This is a genomic window from Corynebacterium sp. HMSC064E07 (genome assembly GCF_001815745.1).
Taxonomy (GTDB): domain Bacteria; phylum Actinomycetota; class Actinomycetes; order Mycobacteriales; family Mycobacteriaceae; genus Corynebacterium; species Corynebacterium jeikeium_D.
Genome location: NZ_KV821793.1, coordinates 198,241 through 219,507, shown reverse-complemented (window position 1 = coordinate 219,507; position 21,267 = coordinate 198,241). Strand labels below are relative to the sequence as shown.

The window sequence follows — 21,267 nt, the reverse complement described above, 5'->3', positions numbered from 1 at the left end:
CCCCATTATCGGGGACACTCACAAGGTAACGGGCAGTAATGGCACTGATTTGGGGCTTGAGCAGTCAGCCGCTCAAGCCCCAAAAAATGCCCAACTTCCGCCCCCCCCACAACTCACCCCCAAATTTTCACTTTCCCAGAAACAATTGACCGTTTTCACACACTCGGTTAACACCGCTTCAAATGCTTAAGTCCCTAAAACGGGGTTGCATGAACTGGCGTGTTCCAATCATTATGGAATAGTGACTTCTCTCCTGTGCATCCTGTTCGTTACGGCAGCGCTTGCACCATGGACGATTAAGTGGCTCGGAACCCGCGGGTTCCTCGTACTCAGCCTCCCGCTGGCAGGCGGTGCCATCTACACCGGCACCCATCTCGTTCGCTTAGCTCTAGACAATGGCAACGGGGAAACTTCCGCACTCACGCAACCCGCCGTCACGCATTTTTCGTGGATGCCCATTATCCACTTGGATGTAAACCTGCGATTAGGTCCTATTGAATCGCTCTTCGGCACGCTGGTTTTGACCATCGGCTTTCTCGTACTGGTGTACTGCTCCGGTTACTTCATCAACCCGCCACTCGGCAAACGTCGCCGCGTAGGTTCCTTCGCAGCCCAAATGATCGCCTTCGCTGCGGCGATGTACGGCCTGGTCATCAGCGACAGCATCATGCTGATGTTCGTCTTCTGGGAAATTACCTCGGTTCTGTCCTTCCTCCTGGTGGGCTACTACGCCGAGCGCGCCTCCTCCCGTCGCGCAGCAGGCCAGGCGCTCCTGGTCACGACGCTGGGTGGCCTCATCATGCTGGTCGGTATCGTTCTGATGGGAGTGACCACCGGTTTCTGGAACTTCTCCGAACTCACCGCGCCTGGCGCTCTGACAGCGGCACAGCTGGACTCCACGGCAGTATCCACGGCCGCAATCCTGCTGGTCGTTGGTGCGCTGTCGAAGTCCGCTATCGCGCCCTTCCACTTCTGGCTACCCGGTGCAATGGCCGCCCCTACCCCGGTTTCTTCCTTCCTGCATTCGGCAGCGATGGTCAAAGCCGGTGTGTTCCTGGTTGCCCGGCTCGCGCCGACCTTCAATGACACCAACGCGTGGCAGCCAATCATCATCCCGCTCGGCCTCTTGACCATGATCATGGCCGGCTGGATGGCCCTGCGCCAGAAGGATCTCAAGCTGATTATGGCGTATGGCACTGTCAGCCAGTTGGGATTCATCATCACAGTCGCGTCGATAGGCACGCGTGCGACGATGCTGGCAGCCCTGGCACTGACGCTCGGCCATGCCATGTTCAAGGCCGCGCTGTTTATGGTCGCGGGCACAATTGACAGGCTGACTGGTACGCGCGATATCCGTGAGCTCTCTGGGCTCGGTAGAAAGTCGCCGCAGTTGCTGGTGATTTCGATTCTCGCCGCTGCATCGATGATGGGTGTGCCGCCGTTCTTCGGCTTCGTCGCCAAGGAAGCTGCGCTGGAGGCCACGCTCAATGCTGATCCGCTGCATGGGATGCCGTCGGTGTTTACCACCATTGGCCTCGTCGTGGGTTCGATTCTGACCGTAGCGTACTCGCTGTACCTGCTGCGCGCCGCGTTTGCGACCAAGTCCAGCACCCACGCCAGCGGCGGTGGCACTTCCCCTGCCGTGGCAGAGATGGATTCCCCGACGTGGGATCAGATTGGCCCGGCTTGGCTGTTGGCGCTGGCAGGTTTGGTTTTCGGCCTGGTTCCCCGCGTCCTCGACTCGATTATCTCGCCCTACCTCACCAGCGCATTCCCGAATACGGAAGCAGAAACGCACCTGGCGCTCTGGCACGGATTCACCCTTCCGCTGGCACTGACGGCCACAATTCTACTCGTGGGTGCCATCATGCATTGGCAGCGTAATCTGGTGCGTCAGCTGCAGTTTGATCAGCCGGCTCTCGGTAGTGCCGATGCGCTTTACGACGGAATCCTGGACTTGGCCCGCCGTCTTTCTCTCCGTGTCACTGCTGCGACCCAGCGTGGTTCCCTCCCGTTGAATGAAGCGGTCATTTTGCTGACCCTCATCGTGCTGTCCATCGGTGCGTTGTTGCTCGGCGAGCGCGATGAGCTGCGAATGGAACTGTGGGACTCTGCTCCGCAGGGTGCAGTTGCGCTCATCATGATTATCGCGGCGCTGGCCGCTACCCGGCAGAAGAACAGGCTTTCCGGGGTCATCCTGGTAGGCGTGACAGGCTACGGCTTGGCCATTATTTTCGCCATGTACGGCGCTCCTGACTTGGCCCTGACGCAGCTGCTGGTCGAGACGGTCTCAATGATTATTTTCGTGTTGGTGTTGCGTACGCTCTCCCCGCGGGCACCGGCATCGAACCCGAGGTGGACACGACACCGTGCTTGGTTGGCCATTGCAGTCGGTGTCACGGTTCCCGTGTTGGCCGCCTACGCCATGGGCTCCCGTCGTACTGAGCCAATCTCGGGCGACATTCCGCCGCTGGCGCACGATATTGGACACGGCCAGAATGCAGTCAACGTACTGCTTGTCGACATCCGCGCCTGGGACACCTTCGGTGAAATCACCGTGCTGGTGATGGTGGCTCTGGGGATTACCTCACTGGTCTTCCGCACGCATACCATGCATATGCGTTCAAAGATTAAGCCGCAGCGGAATCGAGCTCGCCGCACCAACCGTTGGTTGAACACTCTCGATGAGTCCGGTGAAGCCGAGCGGTTGCGCTACCCGATCATGGTGCTGGTGGCATCGCGCGTGCTCTTCCCCGCCATGATGGTGGTTTCCTTCTATCTCTTTTTTGCCGGCCATAACGATGTCGGCGGTGGCTTCGCCGGTGGTCTCGTGGCTGCGCTGGCACTGACCATGCGTTATCTCATCGGTGGTCGTCGTGAGTTGGCGGCAACTCTGCCGATTCCTAACGAGATGCTTCTCGGCGGCGGTTTGCTGGTGTCGGCACTCAGCGCGTTGTGGCCACTGTTTGTGGGGTGGGCACCGCTAACTTCTACGTATGGCTCGCGGGAAATTCCGCTGCTCGGAGATGTCACTGTTGTCTCCCCGATGCTCTTTGACCTGGGCGTATACATGATCGTGGTTAGCACGATTGTCTACATCCTGCGCAGTTTGGGCGGTGGCATCGACGCTCAGATAAACCTTCGCGCTGAGCGTGATCGTTCACGTCGTGTGAATCGAGCCGCACTCGGCCAGTCCCGCCAGCTGCGCAGCAAGTTGGCGGCGGCTAAGCCCGCAGGTGTTAAGTCCGCAGGCGCTAATCCCGCAAGCGTTAAACCTGCCGGCACTAAACCCGCAGACTCTGCCAACACAGCCACCTCAGAGGCTTCAGAACCGACAGCCCCAGCTAGGACCGAAGGAAAGGACACACACCCGTGATTCTCAATTTTGTTCTGCTAGCAACTGTCGGCACGCTGATTGCTACAGGGGTGTACCTGTTCCTCGATCGTTCGTTGACCAGGATGCTCATGGGACTGTTGCTGATGGGCAACGGTATCAACCTGCTCATCCTGCTTGGCTCTGGTTCGCCGGGACGGCCACCAATTTGGGATAGGGAATCGCTGGTCAGCGATGCTCAGGCAGACTCACTGCCCCAGGCCTTTATCCTCACCGCAATTGTTATTTCCATGGGCATGACCGCATTCCTGTTGGCTCTGCTCTATCGCCAGCACCGCTACCGCATCGGCGATCACGTGCAAGATGACCACGAGGACCGCAGCCTGGCAATGCGTCGGGCCAGCGACCCATCAGCTGCTCCGGACCACGACAAGTCCGACGATCCCACCACCGGTCGTCCCACAGAGGCCGGCGATAGCTTCGGTCCGGCCAGTTTCGAAAAGCCCGTGACCCCGCCATCAAACTCCCCAGGAGGTGACGACGATGACGACTGAGCAAATAATTCTGGCACTAATTCCGCTGCCTATCATCGTCCCCGCCGCCACCGCCGCAATTGCTCTGCTGCTGGCACGTTTTCCCAAAGCACAGCAGGCGATCGCGCTAATCTCGCTCGGCAGCCTGCTGGGAGTCGCCAGCGCCTTGGTGTATCTCATCTACGCGCACGGCGTCCACACGGTCCAGGTGGGCGGCTGGGACGCACCAATCGGCATCACGCTCGTAGCCGACAACCTCGCAGTGTTGATGATCACCGTCTCTCAGCTGGTCCTCTTTGCCGTGATGTGGTTCGGCATCGGCCAGGGTATTAGCGATGGTGACGAAGATGAGCCGATCTCCGTCTTCGTTCCGACGTACATGCTGCTCAACATGGGCGTCTCCATGGCCTTCCTGGCCGGCGATCTGTTCAACATGTACGTCGGCTTCGAGGTTCTGCTCGTAGCCTCCTACGTGTTGCTCACGCTGGGGGCATCGTCGTCACGCATTCGCGCAGGCGTGTCGTATGTGATGGTCAACATGTTGTCCTCGATGGTGTTCCTGCTGGCGATTGGCCTGGTTTATCAAGCGGTCGGCACGGTGAACTTCGCACACATTTCCCTGCGCATGGAGGACATCCCCGATGGCACCCGCACCGCGATCTTCGCAGTGCTGCTCGTCGCCTTCGCAGTGAAGGCGGCGGTGTTCCCGCTGTCGGCGTGGTTGCCAGACTCCTACCCCACCGCACCGTCGATGGTTACCGCGGTCTTCGCGGGGCTGCTGACGAAGGTGGGTGTCTACGCGATCATCCGCACGCGCAGTGTCGTTTTCCCAGACGGCAGGCTTGACGACGTCCTGATGTGGGCTGGCCTAGCGACAATGCTCATGGGCATTCTCGGTGCCATGGCCCAAAATGACATTAAACGTCTCTTGTCTTTTACGCTGGTATCCCACATCGGATACATGATCTTCGGTATTGCCGTCGGCAATACGCTGGGACTCGGCGGCGCGATTTTCTACATCGTCCACCACATTCTGGTGCAGACGGCATTGTTCCTGGTGGTCGGGCTTATCGAGCGCCAGGCGGGCTCGTCCTCCCTGCGCAGCCTCGGTAGCCTGGCCAAGACGTCGCCGCTGCTGGCGTTGCTATACCTCGTGCCCGCGCTCAACCTCGGTGGTATCCCACCGTTCTCAGGCTTCCTGGGCAAGGTCATGCTCATCGAGGCCGGCGCACAGAACGGATCCGCCACCGCATGGATTCTGGTTGCGGGATCTATCATCACCAGCCTGCTGACCCTCTACACCATGATTCTCGTCTGGTCGAAGGCCTTCTGGCGCGACCGTTCCGACGCCCCCGAGGGCGACACCGTGCTTGCGCAGCCAGCCGCGCTCCGGGAAAGGACTCAGATGGTTGCTATCGCAGAGCGTGACGACGTCGGCAAGATGCCACTCGGCATGGTGATGCCGACGGCCCTGCTGGTGATTGCCTCTGTGGGGGTTACCGTTCTGGCCGGGCCACTGTCCAATGTGGCTACCGAAGCGGCAAGCAACGTCGCGAATGTTGATGAGTACCGCGCAGCGGTCCTCGGTATCGACTCGGCCGATGACAAGGGCCTGGAGCAGCTGGAAAACCCAGGCCGCACCAAGAGCCCATGGAAGTCGGATTCAGCGACCGAACGTGCCACCAGCACGCTGGAAGGAGCAGGTGAAAGCTGATGAGTAAAGCGCGCGCCAAGGTGGCTGCAAAGCGACCACCACGTATTTCAATCCTGCTCTTCTTATTCACAGTGATTATTTGGGTCATGCTGTGGGGCGAGGTGACATTTGCCAATGTGCTCTCGGGAATCCTTGTAGCCACGTTGCTGAACCTCGCCATGCCTATCCCGCCAAACAGCGCGCTGGATATCAACTTCGGTGGCATGGTGCGACTGTTCGGTTCTTGGACAATCGACTTCGTGAAGGCCTCTATCAGTGTCGCCTGGCTGGCCATCCGACGAGATGATCCGCCACCGACTGCCATTATCAAGGTCCCCATGCGGACCAATGACGATATTTCGCTCACGACTGCAATGGCACTAATTAATCTGCAGCCGGGCGGCATCATCGTGGACATCGATAAGCGAAAAAAGACGCTGACCATGCATCTTCTCGACGCTTCGTCGACAGGCAAGGTAGCTGAACAAATCAACCAGTTGACCCGAATCGAGCGACGGGTGATTCGCGCGTTTGAGAACCGCGATGTACATGAGCAACCGACTAAGCCAGGCTCTGGCGAAGAGCAGCCGAGCAGTGCGAAAAGCGGCGAGCAAGGCGAAACGAGCAGCGAAAAAGGGGAGAAAGGAGCAGCCGATGAACCCGGAAGTTTTTAACATTCTGCTCGGCGTAGCTGCTGCAGGCTATTTCATTGCGGTGATGATTACCCTCGGGCACATGATCGCAGGACCAAACTCGCTGGACCGCCTGGTGGCGCTGGAGTCCATGACTGCAATGTTGCAGGGCATGCTCGCTGCGTTCATGGCATGGAGTTTGGACACTTCGGTGGTCTACCCAATGCTCATCATTGCGCTGCTCGGTTTCCTGTCTTCGCTGGCAGTCGCCAAGTTCCGTGTTCCGGATGACGGAAAGCAGCCCGCGAAGGGCTCCCGAAAGGGTGTGGCGAAAGCAGCCGGAAAGGTCGCCACAAAGAAAACCGCACAGAAAGCAGCGCCTAAGGCAACACCGACAGCAGCTCCGAAAACAGTGAAGGGAGAGCCCAAATGATTCTCGTGGCAGACATTATCGCCATCGCACTCATTATCACCGGAATGCTACTGTGCGTTGCAGCGTCCGTGGGATTAATACGCTTCCGCGACACCATCAGTCGCATGCACGCATCCTCCAAGCCACAAACGCTGGGGCTAATTCTGACGCTGTCGGGTTCGCTTTTGCACGTCGCCACGCACGCGTCAGCTCACACAACTACTAGTAGTGACTTGGCTCTGTTGACCCTGATTATCCTGTTTGCTCTGGGTACATCGCCAATTGTTAGTAACCGCGTTGGCCACGAGGCGTTCAAAGAGAGGCTCGTCGACGAGGACAGCCTCGCCCGCGATGACAGCCGGGAATAACGAGAGGACACTCCCCGTCAAGATTCGACCCGACCTGGAGCGGAACCGGGTTCGACCGGGGCCGCCCAGGGGGGGGCGCCTTTCTTCAGTTAGTGGCTAGGCGCACACACCGCTTAACGACGGCTAGTCGTCTACTTGCTCGTGGAAATCTGCAGGCGCTATCGGATGCCCGGCGCGCAGTTCCTGCACCGCAAGATCCACGGCGGCACGCCACGGGGTGTGGCCAATGCGCTCTTCGTTCGCCCGTACGTCGTCCTCGGTAGCCATGGACGGCAGCGCCCCGGCCGCATCCGCCACAGTGCGCTGCCGCTCGTATGCCGCGCCCATTTCCACGATGTTGTTGACGAATTCCAGTTCGGCTCGGCAACCCAGTTCGTCGGCAAGCGGGGCGAGTTGAACCACAAGTTCACGAAGTTCGTCGCGAACCCACCGCTCGTCGGTATCGCGATTGACGATGACCAGCGCGTCCATGCCGTAGCGAGCGGCGCGCCACTTGTTTTCGGCGATGTGCCAGGACTGTAGCGACGGTAGTTCCTCGCCAGCCTCCCACATGCGGTCGTAGTAAACCGTCAGACAGTGCGTCAATGCCACGATAGCGGCGAGTTCCTGCAGGTTAGAGGTAGCGTCAGCGACACGAATCTCAATGGTGCCGTACTTTGATGCTGGGCGAATGTCCAAGTGCATCGAGCCGGTGTGGTTGATGACGCCGGAGCGGGACTGGTCGTGCATGTAGGACTCCCACTCGGACCACGTGTAAATCGCCGGCGGCTGACCAGCGGTGGGAAGCTGCTGGTAGAGCAGGCTTCGGTTGGAAGCGTAACCCATGTCCTCGCCGTTCCAGGCCGGTGAGGAGGCAGACAACGCCAACATGTGCGGCAGCTGCGTTGCCAGGGCCTGAATGATCGGCCAAACGCGTTCGGAATCCTTAATGCCAACGTGGACGTGGACTCCCCAGATGATCATCTGGTTGCCCCACCACTGAGTGCGGTTGATGATTTCGGAGTAGTGCCCCTTGGCGCTGACCTGCTGAGCAGTACCGCGGGCGAACGGATGCGAGCCCGATGACCACACATCCACCCCAACGCGGTCAGCGGCATCGAGAACCATGTCCAGCTGGCTTTGGAGCTCCGCTACGGCATCGGGCACGTTCGTGTGCACACCGGTGACGAGCTCTACGGTGTTGGCGAGGAACTCTCGCTGGAGCCCATGTCCGGGATGCTCCGCATCGATGATGTCGAGCACCTCGGCGGCAGCGGGGGCGGTGTCGCGCGTTCGTCGGTCAACGAACGCCACTTCCCATTCTACTCCCAGTGATGGCTGCGCCGATCCGGAAAATTGCTCAGTCATACCGCTATTTTTTCACACTAGGAGTCGTTTTCCTCAGTTGGCTCCGTCCAGGTGACGGTTTTTGCGCAGGAGGCAAGGTCACCGTTGGAATCGACAAGCGCAACTGTGGTGAAACTGTCTTCATCCACCTTGGACGGAACGTTCCAGACATCTGCATTCCGTTTGTCATCGACGTGCACTTCGCCGATGACACCCAACCCTTCGGTTGCGGGGCTGCCGATGCCACTGCAGCCAGATGCACCGCGCGCCTGCACTGTGTACTTGCCCTTATCCAAGGTAGTGAACTGACCTTTTTCGTCGGACAGTCCCATCCATCCCTTGGCGCTCATGACCTGTACAGTTGCCAGCATTTTCATTGATCCGTCGTCGTTTGTTCGGATGAAGTTATAGGCGCTGACTCGCTCGGTCAGCTTCGGTGCAGCCGGATCTACGCTCACTGGCGCAGTGCTTGTCGACGCGCCTGCGTTCCCGTCCTTGTCGCTGCTGGATTCAACCCCCGAGCAGGACACCAACAGTGTTGCAGCACAACCCAACGCGGTGGCGACAGCAACACGACGACGCTTTACGGCGAACATAAAAACCTCACAGACCTCACTGGCTACTAGCAGAATACTAGTACCCCTTTTTCAGCCGTGATCTGTTTGAGACTGCAAAATATGCAAAAGCCCCGCGTAGGCCATGAAATGTGTGGCTTACGCGGGACTTGGAAAGCTATGGGGCTTCGCACCACGGCGGCAGGTTTTGAGACTTAGGCCGCAAACCTTAGTGAGAGACCAAAGCCTGGTGGGCCGGGAGTCTAGTGAGCCGGGTCAGTGGCGACCACGACGATTCCCGCCGGAGCGTCCCGGAGGCGGTCATCGCGAGGTGCGGCTTCCCAACCGTTGTCATGCGCGATCTGCTCAGCGGCGGCCTTTTCCTCTTCGTTCCTCGGGTCGAAGTAGACGGTGGTCTTCTCCCACACACCCATCTTCTCTTCAGGAGCATTGCCGGTCTCGCCGGCGCCCCAGCCCTGCTCGCCCATCTGCTTGGACAGGTCATCGGCGAGGCCCACGACCTCAGAGTTATTCAGGACACTGACCTTGACAGTCTTGCGGTCAATCTGGGGCGCTTCGTTGGCCTCATCCTGTGCCGGCGGATTCTCAGCGGGAGGAACCGGTTTGCCTGGCTCATTTGCCGGTGGCGGCGGCGGAACCTCGCCGTCACCATCTCCAACAGCACCATCCTTTGCCGGATCACTGCCGTTGGCCGAGTCAGCAGGCGCACCAGAGTCAACCGGAGCGGATGCCGAGGTGTCATTCTGGCCGGTGTTCTCGGCATCGTCGCCACGTGTGCTGAGTGCATAGGCACCGTAGGCGACCAGGCACACGCCGATAGCGAGCAGCACGATAGCGAGAACGCGCATGTAGCGGCCATCACCGGCACCGTCGCCGATGTCGCCGTCATCAACACCATCAGCAGCTGCGGAATTGCTAGCAGCCCCAGCGCTGGCACCGGTCGAGGCGGCGGTGGCACCAGCAGCAGCTGCACCAGCGGCGGGAGCCGCAGATTTTGGCGCTGTGTGTTGAGCATCCGACGGCTCGGAGTACGCATGGGCGCCGCCAGCGGCGGGAGCCTCCGCGTAATCGCTGTACTCATCGAAGTCGTCGAAGTCGTCATCGAGTCGATGACGGCCCGGACGCGGCGAATTCTGAGGGTTTAGTTGGTCAGACACATCCCACATCCTATATGTTCTGCCGCCGAACCGTGAAGTGAAACTTGAACCTTATGCGTCTTGGTTGTCCCGCACGGCGCGCAGCCGATGAACCAACACGGGTTCGGCCGCTTCGGCTGCCGGAGAATCGAGAAGTCGCGAAAGTACCTGGTGGTAACGGATTGTGTTGTTGCCGAAGTCCTCGGCAAAGCGACGCCGAATTGCCTCCTGCCGCGCACCGGCCATACGCGGCCCACGGCGGGCAACTTTCAGCCATTCCTTCTCAAAATCCAGCATTTTCTGCGCCAAAATGGGCTCAATGCCGCCGGTATCGCCCGCGAGTCCGGGATGCTCGGATGAGTCAGGCCGCAGCTCAGTCTCAGGTTCGTGGCTGCCGCCTATGGGTTTCTTGCTCACCATTTTCCGCACCCCGCTTTCCTTCCCACTCGCCCTGATTTTCTATTCTGCACAACACTGCCTATGCAGATACTTAGCGAAGATACATGGTAAGGCCCAGCCGCCCAGCCCTACATACCACTTCCGACATCGCCCAACGTCTCCAAGACCCCTGACATCACCAGGCGATATAGAAAACATGGACGCCGAGTAGAATCAGCGACATGACTATCCGTCCCATTGTGATTGCCGGAGACCCCGTTCTCCACACTCCTACCCAGCCGGTAACCGAGGACATCTCCGAGCTGCGTGAGCTCATCGAGGACATGTACGAAACCATGGACCGCGCCCACGGTGTGGGGCTGGCTGCCAACCAGGTGGGCGTCGGCAAGCGTCTGTTCGTCTACAACTGCCCCGATGATGACGACGTCTGGCACCGCGGCTGCGTCATCAATCCGGTGCTGACCACCAGTGAAATCCCGAAGACCATGCCTAATGACGACGGTTCCGATGACGAAGGCTGCCTCTCTGTACCCGGCCTGTCCTTCCCCACCAACCGCGCGGAGAAGGCTGTCGTCACCGGCCTGGATGAAAACGGCGAAGAGGTCCGCATCGAGGCCACCGGTTTCCTCGCTCGCTGCATGCAGCACGAGGTCGGCCATCTAGATGGGTTCCTCTATACCGATTGCCTCACCGGTCGTTGGAAGCGCATGGCCAAGAAGGAAATCAAGCGCGCCGGTTGGACCGAGGGCGGCCTGACCTGGATGCCGGGCGTGGATCCGGATCCGTTCGGCCACGAGGATTAGATCGTGGCGGATAGGCAATTGGAGTCGTCGGCAAGCGAAAATGCAGCACAGAAGCTACCGATTTCCCGCTGGGGCGTCGGTGAAGTGGCGGTGGGACGTCGTGTCATTGTGCGGCGCGCGCTGACCGATGAAGAAGCATTGGCCAGCGGCAAGAAGACTACGGACGTCATTGGGCATGTGCTCAGCATGGATCCGTTCGTCGTGCGTCCACAGGTTCGTGCTGGCGTGCGTGCCGACGAATCCGTGGCAGCGGTGGACTTTAGCGATAAGCACATTTTGATTGTGAAGGCCCTGCCGGATCATCCGGTGCGCAATTCGGACATTCGCGCCGTGGAAACTGCGACAGCGAAGGCCTTCCCGGGTATCGCGCACGTGGTGGAGTCGGGCTGGCTGCTGCGTGCGGGCGATGGTATTACAGAGCGTTCCAACTCCGCGCTGCCGCTCGAGCCCGGAGCCAGCACTCAGCCGGTGCCGCTGGAGAAGATTAAGTCGTTTTACGATTCCCACGATTTGCCGGTGCGGATTGCGGTTCCGGATCGGATCGCCAAGCCTGCACAGGCACTGGTCGCTGGGTCAGAGTGGACGGTCGGGCCGGACATTGTGGTTATGACGCGCTCCCTCGATGGGGACTTGCCGCCCGTTGAATTGGCAACTGAAACGAACAGCGCCGAGCTGGCAGACGTGCAGGTGGACATCGCTGATCAGCCTGACGACGATTGGCTGGAGCTCTACCACTTCCGCGGCACTACGCTGCCCGAGCATGCGCTGCAGTTCCTGCGCAATGAAATTGATGGCCGCATGTGTTTCGGCCGGCTCCAAGTCCCTGATGACAGTGCGTCTGAGGGTATGCGCACAGTAGCTATTACACGCGGCACGCTGACCGAATCGGAGGACGGCCGCGTGTGGCTCGGATTCTCTGCCGTGGAAGTCGCAGCCGATATGCGCCGCCGAGGACTTGGCACCCTACTGGGAATTCAGATGATGCACTGGGGTGCGCAGCACGGGGCAGATTCTGCATATCTGCAGGTATTGGGCTCGAATGAGGCTGGCATTGCGCTGTACCGGACGCTCGGTTTTACCGAGCACCACCGGCACCGCTACGCGGAGCTGACAGGGGCTTAGGGGCCGGGGGCTCACGTTTCGCCCCTTCCCCGCTCACCCTGATGATCGCGCTACTTCCCGCGCTTAACCCGTTTAGTCCGCTTCAGCTGGTTGCCCTGCTGCTCTTTGCTGCCCATGCGATTGTCCATGCGGCGCTGTCCGCGCTGCAGCTCGCGCGTCTCCGGCTTTTCCACCACTCGAGTGCGAACCGAGAGTTCATGACGACCTCTCCCCAGCGGATCGCGTGAGGCAGCCATCGCAATCCAGCCAGCCAGGCCCGCAGAGACAAACCAACCGGCGACCGGAATCATCGACGGCAGAATCCAGGCATTGCGCACAAAACCATCGCGGGCTGAAACTGGCATCCCGTGTGCACCTTCAATTTTCATGCCCATGGCGTGCTTACCCGGAGAACCGTCGAAGATGGAGTCTCCCGCCACGCGGTAGAGGTAAAAACCACCGGGACCGAGGAAGAGGCTGATCAGCATCACCATTACGCCGCTGTCGGATGTCCCCGCGATGCTAGCGAGAACTGCAATAGAGGCAATCAACGCAGTGTAGATGACAGAATCCACCAGCAGCGCACCACCACGACGCACCACAGGGGCATTGGCCAGATTGGGGTCGAAGCCCAGGTGTACTGCCATTTGAGCGGTCAGCGGTGCAACTTTGGGGTTAGTGCTGAGCTCACCGAAGGAAGACACCCCGTAGCTAGCGGGGTACCCGCTTTCATAGCCGACCGGAATGTTTGCTACCGGATATGGCACTTCCTGATACGGCATTGCCGCACCGTACGCCGCATATGTGTCGTGCTCCCGATAAGCATTCCTGCCGCTACTACTCAGGTAATCCGCCGGACTGTACTCGCCGCCGTAACGGCGATCGTCCCAGTTAGCCAACCTCGAAACTCCCTTTCCTACCGGGCTTCCGCCCATCTAGTCCGCTTTTGTCCGCCTATTTTGTCACTGCTTTATTCAACGCATGAGGCCGCCGTTTCGTTCCCCTTTTACAATCGTTGATATGCGAATCTGTGTCTGGAACGTCAATTCGGCTCGAACCCGCCTCGACCGAATGGTGGAAATGCTGCGCCGGAATGACATTGATGTCCTGGCCGTCCAGGAAACCAAGTGCAGGGACGACCAATTTCCCACCGCTGCTTTTGAAGAGCTGGGATACCAAGTCGCCCACCACGGCCTGAATCAGTGGAATGGCGTTGCCATCATCTCCCGCGTCGGCCTTGAGGACATCCAGGCAGGGTTCCCCGGTCAGCCCGGTTTCAACAAGGACCCCGACGCAACTCCCGCATTGGAGGCCCGCCATATCGCTGCTACCTGCGGTGGCGTGCGCATCAACAGCCTCTACATCCCGAACGGCCGCGACATCACCGACCCGCACTTCGAGTACAAGCTCGAATTTTTGGAGCGGCTCCGTCAGCACATCATCGCCACGCTTGACGACGACCCGGAGGCCACCTTCATGATGGGCGGCGACTTCAACATCGCCCCGACCGACGGCGATGTCTGGTCAATGGCAGCCTTCGCGGGGAAAACACATGTCACACCACCTGAACGCGCAGCTTTCTATGCGCTGGAGCAGGCGGGTATGAAGGAAGTAACTCGCCAATTCACTCCAAACCAGTGGACCTACTGGGATTACAAGGCTGGCCGCTTTTTCAAGGATGAGGGCATGCGCATCGACTTCCAGCTCGCCTCCCCCGCCCTCGCGGCAAAGGCGTCCGCCGGATTCATCGACATCGAAGAGCGTCAGGGCAAAGGCGCATCCGACCATGCTCCGGTGATTGTGGATTACGAAGTGTAGATAAACGCGGCGGAAAAGCGCGTAGGCCTAGTTCCTACTAGGGGGTGTCGCTGGGGCCGTCGTAAAGCGGAGTCCTTGCTGCCAGCCCCTAAAATCAGGGGCAGAAATGTGCGATAAAGCACCCGCACAACACTTATGAGTCTAACTTTTTGTTCAATCTACAAATTTTCACCACAGAAAGTTATTTCGACGATATAAGGTGTTTATTCAGAACATCAATTCATTACGTCGGGAAGGAAGATCATGACTTCTGCACGCTCCCCTCAGCGCACCACCACCCCGGAGCCAGCGAGCGGCTTCCCCACCGCGGATGACTCAACTGAGTCCGATGAATCCCTGCGCGAAAGCGTGCAGAAGATTTCCATCGGCCTGTATGACTTCCTTGCGTCGACTCGCCGCCTCGGTGAGCGCCCGAATGCCAGGATGGACATTTCCCAGTCGGAAATGGAAGTACTGCACTTTATTTCGACCCACCCGGGCTGCGGCGTATCCGACATTGCACGCCTGCGTTTCCTGCGCCCGTCCAACGTTTCGGCAACAGTCCGCCGTCTACTCGACAACGGGCTGATTGAACGCGAGAACAATGCAAAGGATCGCCGTGCGCAGAACCTCTATGTCTCCAGCGATGGCGAGACCCTGCTGGAGCAACTTATCGACCACTGGGGTGCGCTGGTGTACGAAATTGTGCGGACGATGTCGCAAAAGGACGTGCGTGCGCTAATTAAGGCACTGCCTTCGCTGCTGAAGCTGGCGGAGCACTCGGAAAGCTATGTTGAGGAGCACCAGCGCCGCCAGGAGCCGTTCTAAAAGCGCGCCGCTAAACCCTTCTTACTAGGTACGATGATGCTCATGGCTATTACTTTGAAGAAGGCAAAAAACGTAAAGACCGCTCCATTGGTGGCCACCGGCCTCATCGGCGGCTGGCTCACCGCTCGCGAAACAGGCATTCGCCCGCTCGGTGGCGTCATCTTGGGCGCCGCCGGCGCATATGCAGCACGCACCTGGAACGCAAAGACCGGCGCCCTGGGAGCCACTGGTCTGGTGGCCGCCTACCTCGGCGCTTTCGGCCTCTCACACCCGCTGGCCAAGAAGATTGGCGCATGGCCGTCCGTCCTGACCGTCACCGCGCTGGCTGCTGGCGCAGCAGCAGTTGCCGACTCCAAGTAAGCAACAAGTAGACAAGCCGCTCTCCCGACTTAAAAGTCACACCGGGGAGCGGCTTTGGTGTGCCAATCTCAGCGTGCAGCCTCAATGGTCGGTGTTAACCTCAGACCTTAGCCACCTAGTCAAGGGCCTCCAGCAATTTCTCGAGGTGCGCGCGCACCCGGGGCCACGATTCCACGAAAGGCGGCAGCAGATCGAGGCTGTCGACGTCGTCAAGCGGAATCCAGCGCAGCTCTAGAGACTCTTCGTTCGGATGCGTCTCCAGCTCTTCGGCAGCTAGTGCGTAAACCGTGTGGTACTTCCAGCCGCCGGCGAGCTCGGGGCGGTCCGGATCGGCCGGGAAGGGGCCGGTGGTGACCTGCGTGTCGAGGATGCGAAGCTGATGCTCCAGCAGCCCAGTTTCCTCAGCCGTTTCACGCAGCGCGGTCGCCTCAGGAGTCTCATGAGAATCACAAGCCCCACCAGGAACACCCCACGTTAGGGGGAACGATGTCCAGTCAGCTCGATACTGCATAAGCACCGTGCGCTGAGGGCTCACAATCAGCAGCCCTGCAGCTCCGAAGCGTCCCCAGCAGCGCGTACCGTTGGGGCCGGCTGCCCAACCATTTCCATCCTGAAGCATGTCTCCACCCTACGCCAGATACCCTTGTGTTTTCCGTCACAAGCCCGAGCGACTAAGATTTGCAAGGAACTAACGTTGCTCTGAGCGGAGAGATTGTCGCAGGCGACTTCGGTCACGTCGGAAGGACACGTGCACATGGGTGAAACCACTTCAAGTGCGCCTCATTCCCGCGCCCACGACAAAAGCCGAAACCCATTCCACCGCAAGAATCGCGCTCCACGCCGAACTCGTTTCAGCGGTCGCACCACTCCCGGCGGCGAAAGCTTAGACACACACACTGCGGCTCAGGCGGCAAAGGAATCGAAAGATACTCCCGCCTCCACCCCGGCTCCCGAGAGCGCGGCACCATCAACTGCTCTGGACACTACAGAGTCCTCGGCTAATGCCCCAGCAACGGCCGCAACCCCAACAGCCCTGGCAGACTCTCCGCGCGATACAGACTTGCGCGTGGATGCCCTGGAGATTGGCCCGCGCAACCGGAGATTGACACGTTTTCTCGGTGAGCGCCTCTACGACAAACTCGGCCCGTCGGCCACGTATGTGCGCCGGTCAGCGTCATTTTTGATAACGTCACCGGGCCGATTGACCATAGTCGCCCTCATCCTCATCGTCGCTATCCTGGCAGCCGGCCTATCCATGTGGCAAACAACCTCGCAACGCCAGCAGCAGCTCACCCGAATTTCACAACTGAGCGAGCCGATGGCCAATGCCTCGCAGAATCTCTATGCCTCGCTGACGATTGCCGATGCGTCGGCCAACACCGCTTTTTCCCGCGGCACGCTCAACAGCAGCCAGGACTTGGTCAGCAACTTCGACGATGTCATCGCACAAGCATCCATGTCCGCTACCCGCGCAGCTACGGGCATTGAAAACGTCGATGATCCAGAGATGAAGGATGTCGCGACTGTACAGCGACTGTTGCCGGTCTACACCGGCATGGTCGAGACAGCTCGCGCGAATGCGCGCCAGGGCAACCCCGTCAGTGTCGCGTACCTCGCCTCTGCCTCAAACTTGATGCAGGTCCAGATTCTGCCAGCTGCAAAATCGCTCTACGAACGCACCAGTACCACCACTAATGAGGAGCAGCGCGAACTATCGAAACCACCTCTTTTCCCGATGTCAGGCCTGGCAGCGGCAATTTTGATGCTGCTAATCACACAGTGGTGGCTGACTCGCCGCACCGGTCGACTATTCAACGTCGGCCTGTTTGGTGCAACCATGCTGATGGCCATCGCACTTGTCGGTGTGGGAATCGCCACCACTCAGCCGTGGCAGTCTAACTCCCTCTTCGGAGAGCAGCGCCCGGACGTTCATGCCCTAACCCAAGTACGCATTGATGCCCAGCAGCTACGCGCCAGCGAAACCCTCGGCTTAGTGCGCCGTCAGCCCGCGGATGCGGAGTCCTTCTCGCAGTCGGTGCGCACCCTGGTCGGCGAGCTGGAAAGAGTGGACGCCAACGCGCCGGACGACGATGTCAGAGCCGCCATCCACGGTATCTACAGCTGGGAGTCCGGCCACAACCTGATGATGGGGCACTTGAGTTCAGGAGACTACGCCGGTGCGGTTCGCATCGCGACCGATGTGGATAATGCCAGCTCGTCGGCGACTGCGTTCAACCAGGTCGATGAGTCGCTACAGAATTCCATCGCCGAGTCCCGCCTGACCGCCCGTGAGAACCTCGACCAATCCCGTCGCGCTATCGCGGCACTGTCCCTCGCCACGGTTACGCTGACCGTCATCGCGGCAGTTCTGGTTGTTTTCGGCTTCCGACACCGGCTTCTGGAGTACCTATGATCGTTTCGTTCTCCCCGTCGCTCCACAGTCTCGCCGGTTGGCGGCGCAGGGCCGTCCTTGGTGCACTCGCCATCGCCGGGCTCACCGTCAGTGCCTGCGCGACCGATTCGCTTGCCGACGATCCCTACTCGCGCACAATCCTGGAGGCCACCGGTGACTTCCCCCTGCCACCGGGCGCGTTCTACGACAAAGCCTCCTCGAGGAAGCCTGCGGCAGAAGCCAACGCCCCAGATCTGTCCACACTCGCCCCCGATGACCAAACACCGGAAGAGCGAATCCCGGAGATTTACCAGCGCGGCCGCATCATCGTTGGTGTTGACCAATCATTGAACCTGCTCAGCTTCCGCGACTTCAGCACTGGAGAGCTCTCGGGGTTTGAAGTATCCCTGGCACAAGAGATTGCCCGGGACATCTTTGACAATCCCGATGCTGTCGAGTTTCGGTTCGTCGACAGCAACGAACGCACTGCCGCACTCGAAGACGGCACTGTCGATGTCGTTTTGCGCACTATGACGGTCACCGATGCCCGGCGCGAAAGGGTGCTGTTCTCCGCACCGTATTTGACAGCACGAGCTGGAGTTCTAGTCTCTTCGCCGGGTGGCGATGCTTCCCCCGAGGACGTCGAGGACGGTCGCATCTGCGTTTCCCGGGGATCCACTACCGAGGATTTGATTCGACGGCTCTCGCCGAACAATACGCTGCTGTTGGTCGGTAACTGGTCGGATTGCCTCATTTCACTTCAAAACAGCCAGGCAGAGATTGTCGTTGCCGATGACACCATTCTCGCTGGTATCAACGACCAAGATCCGGCCACCGCCATTGTCCAGCGGGGCTTGAACGAGGAAAGCTACGCGGCCGGTGTATCCAAGGGGAACCCAGGCCTAGCTCGCCAAATCAACGCGACCCTGGAGCGTATGGCGAGCGACGGCACCTGGCAGTCCCTCTACGACACTTGGTTCGGCCCCTTCCTGCCAAGCGGTACACAGCCATCGCCACAGTACGGCGACGACGAAGACATACTTGGAATCTCCCCCACACCGGAAGCTGCTCCAGAAGGCGAGGTGGAAAACCGATGAGCGACGAAAACCAGTACTCCGAGCAAGCCCAGCATCCCCAGTACACGCCGGAGCCCCAGGAGGATGCTCACGCAGAGGCAGAGGCAGCTGCCACTCAGGCCGTCGCCTTCGACCCATTCGCCGATGAAGACGACGAACAAGAGCCCGGCACTGCCGCTGTCGCCTTCGACCCTTTTGCGGACGATGATGACGATGACGAAGAGTTCGATATCGCCGAATTGTTGGGGCGCGGGGGCTCGTCGTCAAGCGCGACGACCCAACCCGGCACCCAGACGCCAGATCCGTCGATGGCCTCGCACCGGAAAGCGTTGGAGGACTTCCGCCGGAGGCGATCGAATGCACACCGCGGACGCACTGTCGCCGACGGCATGGTACACCTGCCGTACATCACAACGCAGGATCCGCGCGATGCAGTAATGAGTGATGAGAAGATTCGAGCGACGAATAAGCCAGCGCCGAGCCTGAAAGCCGGCGATATCGTGGCGGATCAGTACGAGATTGTGGGACCGATTGCCCACGGTGGTCTCGGCTGGATCTATCTGGCGATTGACCACAATGTCTCGGATCGTTGGGTCGTGCTCAAGGGCATGATGGCAGCGAAAAACGAGAAGGATTTCGCCGTAGTCCAGGCGGAACGCGAGTTCCTCGCGGAAATCTCGCATCCGGGAATTGTGAAGATCATCAACTTCATCGATGAGACGGACGCCAACAGCGCCACCGGCTTCATTGTGATGGAGTACGTCGGCGGCCCGTCGTTACGCAAGCAGCGACGGAGCTACCCAGACGGCGTCATGCCCTGTGACCTAGCGATTGGCTACATCCTGGAGCTGCTCCCCGCGCTGGATTACCTGCACTCGCGCGGCGTTGTCTACAACGATTTGAAGCCGGACAACGTGCTGCTCAGCGAAGACCACGTCACGCTTATCGACGTTGGCGCGGTCACCGGCATCGGCGCCTACGGCCATATCTACGGCACGCCCGGTTTCCAGGCGCCGGAGATTGCCACGACGGGACCAACGATTGCCAGCGATATCTACACAGTCGGCCGCACGCTGGCCTCGCTGATTCTGAAGTTGCCGGCGACCAACGGCATCTACGACCCGGGGCTACCCTCACCTGTCGAAGAGCCTCTATTCCGCCGTTTTTACTCGCTCTACCGCTTCCTACTACGCGCTTGCCACGAGAACCCGGAGGCTCGCTTCGGTTCTGCCGAAGAGATGAGTGTGCAGCTCATCGGCGTATTGCGCGAGATTCTGGCGGTGCGCGACGGCGTGCAATTCCCACAGGCGGTGTCGAATTTCTCGCCGCAGCGTTCCACGTACGGCACTAAGCACCTGGTGTTCCGCACCGACCAGCTTGTCGACGGCATCACCCGCGGCGTGGAAATCACTCCACAAGAAGTGACCTTCGCGCTGCCTGTGCCACTGATTAACCCGACAGATCCGGGTGCGCGCATCCTGAGCGCCTCGTCGTTTACGGAACCCAACGAACTAATCGAAACACTGACCAACGCGCTGTCCGAACCCGAGTATGGTTCTTCGGTGGAAATTCCGCTGGGCATCGTGCGTGCGAAACTGGACCTCGGATTAATTGATGAGGCCCGCGACAGCCTCTGCGATGTCTCTGAACGCTTGCAGCGCGATTGGCGTTACCACTGGTACGAGGGCGTGACTTATTTGCTTCTCGACCAATTCAACGATGCCCTCACCTCGTTCCACCACGTGCTGACAATGCTGCCCGGCGAGCCCGCGCCAAAGCTGGCGCTGGCCGCAACTCTCGAGTTGATTCAACAGCGCTTGGGCATCGCCAACGCATCTCTCCTCGAGCCCTCTGTCGCCCGCGCCGCCGCGAACTTGAGCAGCGCGCTGGATAATGTCGCTGCCGATACGCCCGAAATCTTCTCCCCCGCCTGGGCCAGCGAGTCCCTGTCGCCTCAGACGATTCGTTTCAACACCCTGCGTCTCTACGCCGTCGTGTGGGCGGCCAACCCGACGACGGTATCCTCCGCCTTCGGGCTAGCTCGTCAGCTGGCCTCTGAGCGCCAACACGAAATGGCTATCTCCCAGCTTGACCGCGTTCCCGGTAACTCCCGCCACCATCGCATGGCACGTTTGACGACGATTCTGATGCTCACCTCCGGGATGCCCTCCGAGTTGACCGAATCGAGAATTCGCCGTGCTGCGCGTCGCCTGGTGGAGCTACCAACAAATGAACCGCGCATGCCGCAGCTGCGCATCGCCGTGATGGCGTCCGCGCTGAACTGGTTGCGCAGCTCGAACCTCGACCATGCAGCTAGCTCCAATGGTCTTTTCGATGCGCCCTTTACCGTGGCTGGCCTGCGTGAAGGACTGGAAAAAGACTTACGGATGCTGGCGCGCTCTTCACAGTTTCCGCGACACCGCTACAACTTGGTGGATATCGCAAATCTCATTCGGCCACGAACTTGGCGTTAGCTCTGTACCAGCTCTTTACTGAACCTGG

21 protein-coding genes are annotated in these 21,267 nt (G+C 59.7%); 15 read left to right on the top strand and 6 right to left on the bottom strand.

Translation table 11 applies throughout. From position 1 onward, the window contains the following. From HMPREF3053_RS11135 to HMPREF3053_RS00890, 7 genes are all read left to right on the top strand, one after another. On the top strand, nucleotides 1-190 hold a 190-nt coding region (locus HMPREF3053_RS11135), incomplete at its 5' end, for a hypothetical protein (RefSeq protein WP_210400030.1). 48 nt (nucleotides 191-238) lie between these two features. After that, entirely contained in the window at nucleotides 239-3,376 is a 3,138-nt protein-coding gene (locus HMPREF3053_RS00915) for a Na+/H+ antiporter subunit A (protein WP_049193803.1), read from the top strand. Further along, nucleotides 3,373-3,888 carry a Na(+)/H(+) antiporter subunit C gene (locus tag HMPREF3053_RS00910; RefSeq protein ID WP_048760372.1) on the top strand — a complete coding sequence of 172 codons (516 nt, stop codon included), beginning with the start codon at nucleotides 3,373-3,375 and terminating at the stop codon, nucleotides 3,886-3,888. The genes HMPREF3053_RS00915 and HMPREF3053_RS00910 overlap by 4 nt, the downstream gene beginning before the upstream one ends. Continuing rightward, entirely contained in the window at nucleotides 3,878-5,581 is a 1,704-nt protein-coding gene (locus HMPREF3053_RS00905) for a Na+/H+ antiporter subunit D (protein ID WP_049193797.1), read from the top strand. Before HMPREF3053_RS00910 ends, HMPREF3053_RS00905 begins: the two co-directional genes overlap by 11 nt. Further along, nucleotides 5,581-6,234 (top strand): Na+/H+ antiporter subunit E, encoded by a 654-nt coding sequence (locus tag HMPREF3053_RS00900; protein ID WP_049193796.1) that lies wholly within the window; start codon nucleotides 5,581-5,583, stop codon nucleotides 6,232-6,234. The genes HMPREF3053_RS00905 and HMPREF3053_RS00900 overlap by 1 nt, the downstream gene beginning before the upstream one ends. After that, a complete protein-coding gene (locus HMPREF3053_RS00895) occupies nucleotides 6,215-6,625 on the top strand; it encodes a monovalent cation/H+ antiporter complex subunit F (RefSeq protein ID WP_049193795.1) in 411 nt (136 codons plus the stop codon). The genes HMPREF3053_RS00900 and HMPREF3053_RS00895 overlap by 20 nt, the downstream gene beginning before the upstream one ends. Then, on the top strand, nucleotides 6,622-6,972 hold the full coding sequence (locus HMPREF3053_RS00890) for a monovalent cation/H(+) antiporter subunit G (RefSeq protein WP_038626688.1): 351 nt from the start codon (nucleotides 6,622-6,624) through the stop codon (nucleotides 6,970-6,972). The genes HMPREF3053_RS00895 and HMPREF3053_RS00890 overlap by 4 nt, the downstream gene beginning before the upstream one ends. Nucleotides 6,973-7,095: 123 nt before the next feature. On the opposite strand, the gene HMPREF3053_RS00885 is transcribed toward HMPREF3053_RS00890, so the two are convergent. The 4 genes from HMPREF3053_RS00885 to HMPREF3053_RS00870 all read right to left on the bottom strand — a co-directional run bounded on the left by HMPREF3053_RS00885 (nucleotide 7,096) and on the right by HMPREF3053_RS00870 (nucleotide 10,429). Continuing rightward, nucleotides 7,096-8,319, bottom strand: coding sequence for a glutamate--cysteine ligase (locus tag HMPREF3053_RS00885; RefSeq protein ID WP_049169908.1), 1,224 nt, complete (start codon nucleotides 8,317-8,319; stop codon nucleotides 7,096-7,098). A gap of 17 nt (nucleotides 8,320-8,336) precedes the next feature. Then, a complete protein-coding gene (locus HMPREF3053_RS00880) occupies nucleotides 8,337-8,894 on the bottom strand; it encodes a hypothetical protein (protein WP_049169906.1) in 558 nt (185 codons plus the stop codon). A 221-nt stretch (nucleotides 8,895-9,115) separates the two neighbouring features. Next, entirely contained in the window at nucleotides 9,116-10,039 is a 924-nt protein-coding gene (locus tag HMPREF3053_RS00875) for a LytR C-terminal domain-containing protein (protein ID WP_222865186.1), read from the bottom strand. Between the two features lie 42 nt (nucleotides 10,040-10,081). Continuing rightward, on the bottom strand, nucleotides 10,082-10,429 hold the full coding sequence (locus tag HMPREF3053_RS00870; protein WP_016421513.1) for a DUF3263 domain-containing protein: 348 nt from the start codon (nucleotides 10,427-10,429) through the stop codon (nucleotides 10,082-10,084). Between the two features lie 200 nt (nucleotides 10,430-10,629). Between HMPREF3053_RS00870 and HMPREF3053_RS00865 the strand changes: the two genes are divergently transcribed. Both HMPREF3053_RS00865 and HMPREF3053_RS00860 read left to right on the top strand, forming a co-directional pair. Further along, nucleotides 10,630-11,211, top strand: a complete 582-nt coding sequence (locus HMPREF3053_RS00865) for a peptide deformylase (RefSeq protein WP_049169904.1) — start codon at nucleotides 10,630-10,632, stop codon at nucleotides 11,209-11,211. Between the two features lie 3 nt (nucleotides 11,212-11,214). Next, complete coding sequence (locus HMPREF3053_RS00860) at nucleotides 11,215-12,333, top strand: N-acetylglutamate synthase, CG3035 family (RefSeq protein WP_083317197.1); 1,119 nt, start codon at nucleotides 11,215-11,217, stop codon at nucleotides 12,331-12,333. Nucleotides 12,334-12,383: 50 nt separating this feature from the next. Here the strand turns inward: HMPREF3053_RS00860 and HMPREF3053_RS00855 are convergent, their stop codons facing one another. Then, nucleotides 12,384-13,211, bottom strand: coding sequence for an RDD family protein (locus HMPREF3053_RS00855; RefSeq protein WP_246819353.1), 828 nt, complete (start codon nucleotides 13,209-13,211; stop codon nucleotides 12,384-12,386). A 121-nt stretch (nucleotides 13,212-13,332) separates the two neighbouring features. Here HMPREF3053_RS00855 and HMPREF3053_RS00850 point away from each other — a divergent pair, with 121 nt between their 5' ends. From HMPREF3053_RS00850 to HMPREF3053_RS00840, 3 genes are all read left to right on the top strand, one after another. After that, a complete protein-coding gene (locus HMPREF3053_RS00850) occupies nucleotides 13,333-14,130 on the top strand; it encodes an exodeoxyribonuclease III (RefSeq protein ID WP_049189484.1) in 798 nt (265 codons plus the stop codon). A 243-nt stretch (nucleotides 14,131-14,373) separates the two neighbouring features. After that, nucleotides 14,374-14,937, top strand: coding sequence for a MarR family winged helix-turn-helix transcriptional regulator (locus tag HMPREF3053_RS00845; RefSeq protein ID WP_016421518.1), 564 nt, complete (start codon nucleotides 14,374-14,376; stop codon nucleotides 14,935-14,937). A 42-nt stretch (nucleotides 14,938-14,979) separates the two neighbouring features. After that, nucleotides 14,980-15,297, top strand: a complete 318-nt coding sequence (locus tag HMPREF3053_RS00840; protein ID WP_180950649.1) for a hypothetical protein — start codon at nucleotides 14,980-14,982, stop codon at nucleotides 15,295-15,297. A gap of 115 nt (nucleotides 15,298-15,412) precedes the next feature. Here the strand turns inward: HMPREF3053_RS00840 and HMPREF3053_RS00835 are convergent, their stop codons facing one another. Continuing rightward, nucleotides 15,413-15,916: an NUDIX domain-containing protein gene (locus HMPREF3053_RS00835; protein ID WP_070595447.1), complete on the bottom strand. Its 504-nt coding sequence runs from the start codon at nucleotides 15,914-15,916 to the stop codon at nucleotides 15,413-15,415. A 135-nt stretch (nucleotides 15,917-16,051) separates the two neighbouring features. Between HMPREF3053_RS00835 and HMPREF3053_RS00830 the strand changes: the two genes are divergently transcribed. From HMPREF3053_RS00830 to HMPREF3053_RS00820, 3 genes are read left to right on the top strand one after another with little or no spacing between them, the layout of a single operon-like run. Next, nucleotides 16,052-17,710, top strand: coding sequence for a hypothetical protein (locus HMPREF3053_RS00830; RefSeq protein WP_070595449.1), 1,659 nt, complete (start codon nucleotides 16,052-16,054; stop codon nucleotides 17,708-17,710). Next, nucleotides 17,707-18,786, top strand: a complete 1,080-nt coding sequence (locus tag HMPREF3053_RS00825) for a glutamate ABC transporter substrate-binding protein (RefSeq protein WP_070767121.1) — start codon at nucleotides 17,707-17,709, stop codon at nucleotides 18,784-18,786. Before HMPREF3053_RS00830 ends, HMPREF3053_RS00825 begins: the two co-directional genes overlap by 4 nt. Further along, a complete protein-coding gene (locus tag HMPREF3053_RS00820) occupies nucleotides 18,783-21,239 on the top strand; it encodes a serine/threonine protein kinase (RefSeq protein WP_070767120.1) in 2,457 nt (818 codons plus the stop codon). Before HMPREF3053_RS00825 ends, HMPREF3053_RS00820 begins: the two co-directional genes overlap by 4 nt. The last annotated feature ends 28 nt before the right edge of the window (nucleotides 21,240-21,267 follow it).

Bases quoted from the DNA above. Each gene is read 5' to 3' on its own strand.
- HMPREF3053_RS00895 (WP_049193795.1), top strand. From the start codon at position 6,215: ATGAACCCGGAAGTTTTTAACATTCTGCTCGGCGTAGCTGCTGCAGGC.
- HMPREF3053_RS00850 (WP_049189484.1), top strand. From the start codon at position 13,333: ATGCGAATCTGTGTCTGGAACGTCAATTCGGCTCGAACCCGCCTCGAC.
- HMPREF3053_RS00840 (WP_180950649.1), top strand. From the start codon at position 14,980: ATGGCTATTACTTTGAAGAAGGCAAAAAACGTAAAGACCGCTCCATTG.
- HMPREF3053_RS00890 (WP_038626688.1), top strand. From the start codon at position 6,622: ATGATTCTCGTGGCAGACATTATCGCCATCGCACTCATTATCACCGGA.
- HMPREF3053_RS00825 (WP_070767121.1), top strand. From the start codon at position 17,707: ATGATCGTTTCGTTCTCCCCGTCGCTCCACAGTCTCGCCGGTTGGCGG.
- HMPREF3053_RS00905 (WP_049193797.1), top strand. From the start codon at position 3,878: ATGACGACTGAGCAAATAATTCTGGCACTAATTCCGCTGCCTATCATC.
- HMPREF3053_RS00885 (WP_049169908.1), bottom strand. From the start codon at position 8,319: ATGACTGAGCAATTTTCCGGATCGGCGCAGCCATCACTGGGAGTAGAA.
- HMPREF3053_RS00870 (WP_016421513.1), bottom strand. From the start codon at position 10,429: ATGGTGAGCAAGAAACCCATAGGCGGCAGCCACGAACCTGAGACTGAG.
- HMPREF3053_RS00820 (WP_070767120.1), top strand. From the start codon at position 18,783: ATGAGCGACGAAAACCAGTACTCCGAGCAAGCCCAGCATCCCCAGTAC.
- HMPREF3053_RS00875 (WP_222865186.1), bottom strand. From the start codon at position 10,039: ATGTGGGATGTGTCTGACCAACTAAACCCTCAGAATTCGCCGCGTCCG.
- HMPREF3053_RS00830 (WP_070595449.1), top strand. From the start codon at position 16,052: ATGGGTGAAACCACTTCAAGTGCGCCTCATTCCCGCGCCCACGACAAA.
- HMPREF3053_RS00900 (WP_049193796.1), top strand. From the start codon at position 5,581: ATGAGTAAAGCGCGCGCCAAGGTGGCTGCAAAGCGACCACCACGTATT.
- HMPREF3053_RS00880 (WP_049169906.1), bottom strand. From the start codon at position 8,894: ATGTTCGCCGTAAAGCGTCGTCGTGTTGCTGTCGCCACCGCGTTGGGT.
- HMPREF3053_RS00865 (WP_049169904.1), top strand. From the start codon at position 10,630: ATGACTATCCGTCCCATTGTGATTGCCGGAGACCCCGTTCTCCACACT.
- HMPREF3053_RS00845 (WP_016421518.1), top strand. From the start codon at position 14,374: ATGACTTCTGCACGCTCCCCTCAGCGCACCACCACCCCGGAGCCAGCG.
- HMPREF3053_RS00835 (WP_070595447.1), bottom strand. From the start codon at position 15,916: ATGCTTCAGGATGGAAATGGTTGGGCAGCCGGCCCCAACGGTACGCGC.